Genomic DNA, 7,969 nt, shown 5'->3' with positions numbered 1-7,969 from the left:
GCCTGGATCACCAGCTGGGCGGCCTCGGGGATCAGCATGAAGTAGCGCGACACTTCCGGGTGGGTGATGGTCAGCGGACCGCCGCGTGCGATCTGGCGCTGGAACAGCGGGATCACCGAGCCGGACGAACCGAGCACGTTGCCGAAGCGGACCATGCAGAAGGTGGTGCGGGCGCCATGGCGGGCCGCCGCAGCCTGGAAGATGAGTTCGGCGATGCGCTTGCTGGCGCCCATGATGTTGGTCGGGCGCACCGCCTTGTCGCTGGAGATCAGCACGCAGGTCTCGATGCGGTGCCGGGCGGCCTGGGAGGCGATGACCTGGGCGCCGACCACGTTGTTGCGCAGGCCCTCGACGATATTGGTCTCGACCAGGGGCACGTGCTTGTAGGCGGCGGCGTGGTAGATGGTGTCGACCTTGCCGTCGCGCAGGATGCGCTCGACCAGGTCGGCATTGCATACCGAGCCGAGGTGGGCTTCGATGGGGATGTCGGGAAAGCGGGTGGCCAGCTCCTGGCGGATCGTGTAGAGCGCGAACTCGGAGTGGTCGAGCAGGTGCAGGCGGCTCGGCGCGACGGTCACGATCTGGCGGCACAGCTCGCTGCCGATGGAGCCGCCGGCGCCGGTCACGAGCACGGTCTTGCCGCGCACGCAGCGGGCGAACAGGTCGATACGCGGCGGCACCGGCGGCCGGCCGAGCAGGTCTTCGAACTTCAGTTCGCGGATGGTTTCACGCGGGCTGACCCTGTCGTCGGCCAGGTCGACCAGGCGGCTCAGGATCTTGGTGCTGACGCCGGCCTGGGCCAGGCGCTGCATGATGTCGCGCAGCCGTTCCGGCGATACCGAGGGCAGGGCCAGCACGATCGAGCGGATCGCCATCGCCTGCACGATCTCGGCCAGGCGGTCCGTATGGAAGACACGCAGGCCGGCGACGTTGCGCTCGCTCAGGGCGTGCTTCTCATCGAAGAAGCAGACCGGGCGGTATTCGTCGCTGCCGCGCATGGCCTGGGCCAGCCGGGCGCCGGCTTCGCTGGCGCCGTAGATGGCGACCACTTCGGCGGCGCAGCGCTGCTGGGCATTCAGCTTTCGCAGGAAATTGCGCATGCCGACCCGGGAAGCGACGACATAGGAAAACACGATAAACCAGTAAATCGCCAATGCGCTGCGCGGAAAGCGCTCCTCGTTAATCGCGAACATCACGATATAGGCGCATAAAATGGCGACCGCGAGTGCGAGTCCCGTAACGCCCAATAGACGCTGGTCAATGAATCGAATAACGGCGCGATAAAGATCGGAGACGGAAAATGCCGCAATCGTCACCACGGCAACCAGTACATAGGAGGCGGGGCCGAAATGGGAAGCAAGTTTCAGATCGCCGCCGCGTAACAGCATTGCGACCAGGAAGCAGAATGGCAGCGCGATCAGGTCGGCGCTGACCATCATGGCGATTTTCGTCCTGCGGTGCAGGGACACCATCCTGGCGCAAAGCTGGCTGACAAGGCCTTGATTTAGCTTGGGCATGATCTCGGAAAGGCTGCGTGGTTGCGGGTTATCTTTTTCTCGGGGATATCGCCAGGCTAAAAGGCGCTGTGTTTTGGATTTAATTTATTATTGCGCGGAAATAATTTCGGAAAGAATAAAAAATGCCGCTGTTTAGATTGCTTATTGCTGAGTAAATTTATTATCCGGTTCGCAAAGATTGACGGGTTTGACTGTGCTCAACCGGCATAAGGGAATTAAATATTTCGCCGTTATTGTAAAAATAGGAAATTAATTCCTCAATTAAATTAATTTCTTGATTGCACAAATAGGAAAGAAATACGGAAGCGGAAAAGACAACGGGCCGCATGAAGCGGCCCGTGGAGGGGATGAGCGGCCCGCCGCAGCGGGTGGTGGATCAGGCGCCCGAACCGGGACGAGGCTGCGGCGCCATCGGCGGCACCACGATGTTGTCGTTCAGGCGCAGGAACTTGAAGCCGGCCAGCACCTGGCCGTTCTTGCCTTCCTTGCGGTTGCGTTCCTCGCGCGCCGCGGCGCGGGCGATGAAGGACTCGAAGGTCTCTTCGCGCACCTGGGGTTCGGAGGAGTGCAGGAAGTGGCGCTCGCCGTTCGGGCCCAGCACCACCAGGCCGACGTGGGAAGCCCAGTACTCGCCGTTGCGGGTCGAGATCACGTTCACGAAATCGCCTTCCTGCAACTGGCCGGCGATCGCCGCCACCTGGTCTTTCGCCACATAGGCCTGGCGGCTGGTCTCGACCGGGATATTGCGCTCGGTGTGGTGGCGTGTCTTCAGGAAGCGCGCGCGGTCGACCGTCATCGAATACGCCGGTCCGGTGGGGCCGGCCAGCTCGGCGCTGATGTCGGTGACCAGCCAGCGGTTGGCCACGTTCCAGTCCATCTCGGTGTAGTGGTTGCGGGTGGCGACCCCGATCACGCCGTCGCGGTAGCGGATCCGCTGCAGCATCCAGAAGAACTCTTCCCACGACTGCGACAGCGCCATCGCGTAAGTGTGTTCCGCGAACACCACGCAGTCGCTGTGATCGAGACTGAACATCGGCAGGTTGTCGTGCACTTCAAACGGAAATTCGCCGAGCAGGTTCAGGTCGTAGGGCTGGCCGATGTTCTTGCGGCCGATCGCCGCGATGCGCTTGCGCAGGTCGGGCTCGGCCTGGTGGACCCAGGCCACGTAGCGGCCCGCTTCGACAGGGCTCATCTGGTAGAGCTGCTTCTGCAGGATGGTCTCGATCGGCGCCGTGGCCTGCGGCTGGAGCGTGGCGGATTTCGCCGCGGTGGAGGGCGGCGCGGACGGGGTGGCGCAGCCGGCGAGGGCGGCGGCGAACAGCAGGCAGGCGTAACGCATGGAGTCTCCGGTAGCGGATGCAAAGCGCCACGCTACCGTGGCGGGCGTGTGTTTGCGAAATGAAAATTATGCGGGCGAGTATAACCCGCCGTTCTCACCCGACAGCAATCATTCCCTAGGGTTATGGATTCTCCAATACTAATCATTATTCAAAAGTTTCTTGCTCGTCAATACTGTGCGCGCGGCAGGGATACACCTGCCCTCGGAAAACTATTCAGGAGAGTGAGAATGTTCAAACAGAAGCCGCTCGCGGCCGCTGTATCGATGGCAGTGCTGGGTCTGGCTGCAATTCCCGCGCTGGCGCAGGACGCCTCGGCCGGCGCCACCACCATGCAGACCGTCGAAGTCACCGGCATTCGCGCCTCGATGGCGAAATCGCTGGCCGTCAAGCGCGATTCCGCCGCCAACGTCGAGGTGATCACCGCCGAGGACGTCGGCAAGATGCCCGACAAGAACCTGGCCGACTCGCTGCAGCGCCTGCCCGGCGTGGCGGTGCGCACCGACTACGACGAAGCGGAAAAGGTGTCGATGCGCGGTACCAACCCCGACATGTCGCTCATCATCTTCAACGGCCATACCGTCTCCGGCGGCGACTGGTACGTCGCCGACCAGGCATCGAGCAGCCGTTCGACCAGCCTGTCGCTGATGCCGTCCTCGGTGCTGAACCAGGCGCTGGTCTACAAGACCTCGCAGGCGAATATCGTCGATGGCGGCCTGGCCGGCACGATCAACGTCACCACCCGCAAGCCGCTGGCGCAGAAAGAGCGTTTCGGCGGCGTGATCAGCGGCGGTGCCAGCTACGCCGACCTGCCGGGCAAGAGCGCGCCCGACCTGAACGCGATGTTCAACTGGAAGAACGAGGCCGGCACCTTCGGCTTCATCGTCCAGGGCTTCGCCGAGAAGCGCTATGTTCGCCGCGATTCCGTCTCGCGCTTCGCCTATAGCGGCGGCAGCGGCTGGGACGTGATCAATACCTCGACCATGTTGGGCATCACCGACGAGTCGCTGAAGGGTAGCGGCTACAAGGCCGCCGACCTGAACGGCGTGCGTATCCCGGGTTCGATGAGCATGGAGTTCGTCGAAAGCGTGCGCGACCGCAAGGGCGGCATGTTCTCGCTGCAGTTCAAGCCGAACCAGGACCTCGACGTGACCATGACCGGCTTCCATTCCGGCATGAATGCGAACAACTACGGCCGCCTGAACGCCGGCGCCATGTTCAGCATGCTGCTGGGCCGCGGCGGCCTGCAGGGCGGTGCCGCGCCGACCAATTCGAACGGCCAGCGCGTCTATGCGACGATCAAGAACCCGGTCATCGTCACCGAGACCACGATGTATGGCGACCAGCTGAAAGTGCTGAAGGCCGCCGACATCGTCTACGCGCCGGGCACCACTCCGCAGTACATCGGCGAGACCGAAGGCGCCTACCGCGACGGCGCGCGCGCCACCTCGGCCTTCCTCGACCTCGACGCCAAGTACCGCGTCAGCCAGGACCTGACCGTCAAGACCCTGCTGTCGACCACCAAGGGCGTCGGCAAGACCGGCCTCGACCAGGGCCTGACCTATTCGCGCTACGGCACCGGCGTGTCTTACCGCCTGGGCGAGGTCGACGAAGCGCCTTACGTGCAGTGGCTGGGCACCGGCCCGAACGTCCCGGGCCGCAACGCCGACGGCAGCGGCTACGTGCTGAGCGGCCGCGCAGCGTCCGGCATCGTCACCAACGACAAGGAGCATAGCGGCCAGATCGACGCCGAATACCGCCTTGACAAGGGCTGGGTGCAGTCGATCGAAACCGGCGCGCGTTTCTCCGACCACCACCGCGACAGCGCGCGCCGCTATCCGGCATTCCGCACCCCGCTGGACACCAGCACCATGGGCGTGACCTCGTTCATCCCGTATCCGTCCGACTTCGGCAACGGACTCGGCGGCCCGGCCGGCTGGGACAACACCAGCTGGACCATGAGCCCGGAAACGATGAAGGCCTATTTCGAGGCCAACACCAAGGCCACCACCGACCAGTGGGAGCGCCGCATCTCGTCCGAACTCGACATGCGCGAGCGCCAGACCGCGGCCTATGTGATGGCCAACCTGGAAGGCGAGCGCTGGTCGGGTAACGTCGGCGTGCGCTATGTCCGTACCCGCGTGAACGCGAACATCCCGATGCCGATCGGTATCGGGGTCTGCCAGCGCTCGGCCCCGGGCCAGGCGCCGATCCCGTGCCCGGGATTCCCGAACGCGATCACGGACGTCGGCGAAGCGCAGCCGTACTACGACGACCAGACCAACAAGGACACCAAGTTCAACCCGCTGGCCGGCCTGATCTATTACAAGCTGGCGTCCGACCGCACCTTCACCAATGTGCTGCCGAGCCTGAACATCCGCTACGAGCTGAACAAGGACATGCTGGCCCGCTTCGGCGCCAGCAAGACCCTCGGCCGCCAGAACTACAACCTGTACGGCGCCGGTTACGGCACGCCGACCTGCAGCGACAACGGCTGCACGGTCACGGGCCCGAACCCGAACCTGAAGCCGATGACGGCAACGAACCTGGATGCGTCCTGGTCCTGGTTCTTCGCCAAGCGTTCGCTGGTGGCGGTCGACGTGTTCTACTCCAAGATCGACGGTTATGCGAAGACCGGCGTGGGTACCGACAGCATCGCCCTGGTCGACCCGAAGGATTCGCTGGTCAAGACCTTCCAGGTGCAGACGTCGTCGCAGCAGGGCGCGCGCATCGCCGGCCTCGAGATCTCGTATGAGCAGCCGCTCTGGAACACCGGTTTCGGCTTCACCTCGAACGTGAGCCGCGCCAAGACCAAGGTCGACGACGGCCGTCCGATGGTCGGCGCTTCCGAGTGGGCGGCCAACCTGGGCGGCTACTTCGAGAATGACCGCCTGTCGGCGCGCCTGGTGGCGAACTACCGCAGCGAGTACGTGAACACCAGTACCGCGCCGGCCGCCAACGCCAACAGCCAGGGCCTGTCGAACATCAACGGCATCCTGATGCCGTCGGCGCCGACCATGGCGGCACCGGTGACCACGCTGGCCTTCAACGCCAGTTACACCATCACGCCGAACCTGGTGCTGACCTTCGATGCAACCAACCTGACCAACGTGCGCCGCGCGCAGTACCGTTACAGCGAGGAAGAGCAGCAGAAACTGGACGTCAGCGGCCGCCAGTACTACCTGAACCTGAAGTACAAGTTCTAAGGTTCGCTAATCCTGACGCAGCATGAAAAGGGGAGCTCCGGCTCCCCTTTTTTCGCCTAGGACCCGGCCGCATGCACAGTGTGCGTCACCTAACGGTGCGGGCGCGGGCGATTCGATAAGATGGAGGCGTTGAGTGAGGACGCCAGCGATCTTCCGCAGGACTTCAACCACCTCAACAGGTCAGCCGGTCGCCTCGAGGATCGGCACCAGATTCCACGCCTTTCGGGAAGCGAGGTAGCCCATGTCAATGCCAACGACGAGCCATCCACCGAAGCACCTCGTGCGCGAGTACCTCGAGCGCCGCACGAAGGAAAGCGCACCGCCGCCGACACCGGAAGAGATCCGGCGCCAGCTCGGCTGGGGCATGCTGATGGACTCGCGCGACGACGACAAGATGGGTTCGTCCCGTTCATGAGACATCACAGGAGAACAGCATGACCAAGAAAATCGGCAGCAAACACGTGGCCCAGCACCGCGGCAAGAAGGAACGTGCGGAGATCCGCAAGACCAATATCGCCCGCGAAGCGGTCAAGCAGGCCATCGCCAGGGCCAAGTACCGCAACCAGCAGAAGGGCCAGCCGACCATGGCCATGGCTTCGCCCACACCGTGACGGAACGCTGAATCCGGCGACCCGTCGCCATGCCCGCCCCGGCAACGCGGCGGGTTTTTTTTCGCCGTTCGCCGCCGCCCGCGCCGTTCGCCGCCGTTTGTCCGCCATTCACCGAAAACCCCTTCCGCTGTCCGCGCCGTCCCGGTTATCTTGTCCTCATTCCAACCTGGAGGACATATGAACAGCGAAGCATCCTATCAACTGCGGCGCCAGGTCTTGTGGGGCCTGCTGCTGATCGGCCTCGGCGTGGCCTTCCTGCTCGACCAGTTCGACGTCTACGAGATCGACCACCTGTGGCATTACGCGCCGCTGCTGCTGGTCGTGGTCGGCATCAACCAGACCATCGGCTATCCGAGCGCGCGCGAATTCGTGGGCGGCCTGTGGACCGTCTTCATCGGCCTGTGGCTGTTCGCCGTGTTCGAGGGACTGTTCGGGCTGAACTGGTTCAACAGCTGGCCGCTGTTCATCATTGTCGGCGGCATCGGCATGGCCGTGAAGCCGATCGCCGAGCGCCGCTTCGGCGCCAATCCGGACCGCGGCCGCAACGGCTGCTTCGAGAAGCAGGGAGACCGCCATGGCCAATGAAACCACCCGCTCCAACTCGCGCGTCTCGGCCCAGGTCGTGATCGGCCTGCTGGTCGCGGCCTTCGGCGTGCTGTTCCTGCTCGATAACCTGAACATCATCTACCTGCGCCACGTGATCTTCTTCTGGCCGCTGGCCTTCATCGCCTCGGGCCTGGTGGCCCTGTGCAGCGACGGGCCGCGCAGCGGGCGCGTCACCGGCATCGTCCTGGTCGCGATCGGCGTTGCGATGCTGGGCAACCGCCTCGGCTACGAGTTCATCAGCTGGCGCACCTTCTGGCCGCTGGTGATGATCGCCATGGGCGGCCTGATCGTGTTCCGCACGCTCGGCGGCGGCCGCGTCGTGCATGTCGGCACCACTCCCTACACCAAGGACGACGCCAAGAGCGACAACGTGGTCGACATCACCGCCATCCTCGGCGGCTTCGAACGCCGCGTCAGCGCGCCCGACTTCCGCGGCGGCGAAATCACCGCGATCATGGGCGGCTGCGAGCTCGACCTGCGCGAAGCGACCCTGGCCACCGAAGCCGTGATCAACGTCTTCGCGGTCTGGGGAGGGATCACGATCAAGGTCCCGCCTGAATGGACCGTGATCCTGCACGGCACGCCGGTGATGGGCGGCTTCACGGAAAAGACCGCGCGTCCGCCCGACAACAGCAAGCGCCTGGTGGTGACCGGCTACGCCATCATGGGCGGCGTCGAGGTCCGCAACTGAA

Annotated in this window: 7 protein-coding genes; 5 read left to right on the top strand and 2 right to left on the bottom strand. The window is 64.0% G+C overall.

Translation table 11 applies throughout. The features are described from left to right. Positions 1-1,517 (bottom strand): polysaccharide biosynthesis protein (locus AB4Z32_RS02110; protein WP_441933881.1); only part of this gene is annotated, 1,517 nt, incomplete at its 3' end. 376 nt (positions 1,518-1,893) lie between these two features. Then, positions 1,894-2,856, bottom strand: a complete 963-nt coding sequence (locus tag AB4Z32_RS02105; protein WP_441933879.1) for an N-acetylmuramoyl-L-alanine amidase-like domain-containing protein — start codon at positions 2,854-2,856, stop codon at positions 1,894-1,896. Positions 2,857-3,084: 228 nt separating this feature from the next. On the opposite strand from AB4Z32_RS02105, the gene AB4Z32_RS02100 reads away from it, so the two are divergent. The 5 genes from AB4Z32_RS02100 (at position 3,085) to AB4Z32_RS02080 (ending at position 7,968) form a co-directional block, all read left to right on the top strand. Beyond that, a complete protein-coding gene (locus tag AB4Z32_RS02100) occupies positions 3,085-6,060 on the top strand; it encodes a TonB-dependent receptor (RefSeq protein WP_441933877.1) in 2,976 nt (991 codons plus the stop codon). A 247-nt stretch (positions 6,061-6,307) separates the two neighbouring features. Beyond that, positions 6,308-6,475, top strand: coding sequence for a hypothetical protein (locus AB4Z32_RS02095; RefSeq protein WP_441933876.1), 168 nt, complete (start codon positions 6,308-6,310; stop codon positions 6,473-6,475). 19 nt (positions 6,476-6,494) lie between these two features. Beyond that, positions 6,495-6,671, top strand: coding sequence for a hypothetical protein (locus tag AB4Z32_RS02090; RefSeq protein ID WP_441933874.1), 177 nt, complete (start codon positions 6,495-6,497; stop codon positions 6,669-6,671). A gap of 177 nt (positions 6,672-6,848) precedes the next feature. Next, on the top strand, positions 6,849-7,256 hold the full coding sequence (locus AB4Z32_RS02085; protein ID WP_441933872.1) for a LiaF transmembrane domain-containing protein: 408 nt from the start codon (positions 6,849-6,851) through the stop codon (positions 7,254-7,256). Beyond that, the gene (locus AB4Z32_RS02080) at positions 7,246-7,968 is read left to right on the top strand and encodes a LiaI-LiaF-like domain-containing protein (protein WP_441933870.1); all 723 of its coding nucleotides are present in this window, start codon (positions 7,246-7,248) and stop codon (positions 7,966-7,968) included. The genes AB4Z32_RS02085 and AB4Z32_RS02080 overlap by 11 nt, the downstream gene beginning before the upstream one ends. Position 7,969 lies beyond the last annotated feature (1 nt).

The sequence above is a fragment of the Massilia sp. 2TAF26 genome (assembly GCF_052115005.1).
GTDB lineage: Bacteria > Pseudomonadota > Gammaproteobacteria > Burkholderiales > Burkholderiaceae_D > Telluria.
This window is presented reverse-complemented; position numbering and strand designations above follow the sequence as displayed.

Excerpts from the sequence above, each read along its gene's own strand:
- AB4Z32_RS02095 (WP_441933876.1), top strand. The coding sequence starts at position 6,308 with ATGCCAACGACGAGCCATCCACCGAAGCACCTCGTGCGCGAGTACCTC.
- AB4Z32_RS02100 (WP_441933877.1), top strand. The coding sequence starts at position 3,085 with ATGTTCAAACAGAAGCCGCTCGCGGCCGCTGTATCGATGGCAGTGCTG.
- AB4Z32_RS02085 (WP_441933872.1), top strand. The coding sequence starts at position 6,849 with ATGAACAGCGAAGCATCCTATCAACTGCGGCGCCAGGTCTTGTGGGGC.
- AB4Z32_RS02090 (WP_441933874.1), top strand. The coding sequence starts at position 6,495 with ATGACCAAGAAAATCGGCAGCAAACACGTGGCCCAGCACCGCGGCAAG.
- AB4Z32_RS02080 (WP_441933870.1), top strand. The coding sequence starts at position 7,246 with ATGGCCAATGAAACCACCCGCTCCAACTCGCGCGTCTCGGCCCAGGTC.
- AB4Z32_RS02105 (WP_441933879.1), bottom strand. The coding sequence starts at position 2,856 with ATGCGTTACGCCTGCCTGCTGTTCGCCGCCGCCCTCGCCGGCTGCGCC.